2 protein-coding genes are annotated in these 1086 nt (G+C 44.3%); both read right to left on the bottom strand.

Annotated elements, in window-relative coordinates; translation table 11 throughout:
• On the bottom strand, window positions 1–198 hold a 198-nt coding region (locus ABYP33_RS19560), incomplete at its 3' end, for a hypothetical protein (protein ID WP_373093068.1).
• A 74-nt stretch (window positions 199–272) separates the two neighbouring features.
• On the bottom strand, window positions 273–662 hold the full coding sequence (locus ABYP33_RS19555; RefSeq protein WP_373093066.1) for a hypothetical protein: 390 nt from the start codon (window positions 660–662) through the stop codon (window positions 273–275).
• Window positions 663–1086 lie beyond the last annotated feature (424 nt).

Here is a 1086-nt window from a genome sequence, read left to right as displayed (position 1 = left end):
CTTTTTACTGCTGCTCTGCTCCAGATAGTAAGCACCATACCTTCTGTTCTTAGGGTTGAGCAGTGCATCGAACTCATCACTTAAGTTAGCGGTTCTATATCCCTTGCTTGTCCAAGCTATCGAATGGCACACACATATAGAGCGCGCCACGTTAGCCTCTGCCTTGTTCATAATCTCTTCAAATCTTTCTAACTTCATTCATTCCCCTTTGTTGAGTCTATCCTATTTCAGTTAACGGGATAGGTACAATATAATTATTGTATAGTTGCTATCTAATCTATAACAAAACCACTGGTATCTTTACGCGCCTTGCCTTTCGCAATGAGTCCAACTACTACATTGTGCCCGTCGTTAAAGCGTAGGTCTGACACGTCGCCATCAATCACTGGCCTACCATGCCATGTGTCAGGTAGTTTGTTGCGGAATACCACGGCTACATTGTGCCCCTTGTTAAGTATCCACTTACTCACCTCGTCATTGTCTTCCTTCCTACTGAAAGTCAGGTGATAATTGGGCGGCACGTTACCCATTCTATCTGGGTTGGGTGTGTAGTCATAGAACTGTACGTCAGGAAAGGTTTCAAATAGACTACCTGTGTCAGAGAAGGTTATCTTATGCCATGCGACATCGCTTGTCCCATTGAGCCTAATGCATACCTTCATACCTTTCTTTTCTGCCTTGCGTTTAAGTTTCTCTATGTCCTCACGCAATAGATGCATGAATCTATGGAGATGATTCTTATATAGGTCAGTGCGTCTAGCTCTAGCCTTCTGCGTCATGTTCATAGCACCTCGACCTGCTGTGTTAAGACATCCTGCCATGCATCCCTTTGATGCGTTCTGACATATCTCGTAGTCAGGTTTTAGATGCAGTATGCCAACCATATAACCCTCTCGCTGCGCCTTGTCAGTCTTAGGGTTTGACATCGTGAGTAAATTCATTGCTTCTCCTATTGACTCACCGCTACCATCCATAGCTGCGGCTTGTCAGAAACAGGCTTGACCTACTTGGTCATATTATATGCAGCGTTATTGCTGCGGTATTTATGCACTATATCATTGAATACATCGCCAAGTTGACCCACCT

It is taken from the genome of Zhongshania sp., from assembly GCF_041584495.1.
Lineage (GTDB): Bacteria > Pseudomonadota > Gammaproteobacteria > Pseudomonadales > Spongiibacteraceae > Spongiibacter.
Note: the sequence above shows the minus strand (reverse complement) of the source record. Positions and strands in the feature narration are given on the sequence as shown.

Bases quoted from the DNA above. Each gene is read 5' to 3' on its own strand.
- ABYP33_RS19555 (WP_373093066.1), bottom strand. From the start codon at position 662: ATGAAGGTATGCATTAGGCTCAATGGGACAAGCGATGTCGCATGGCAT.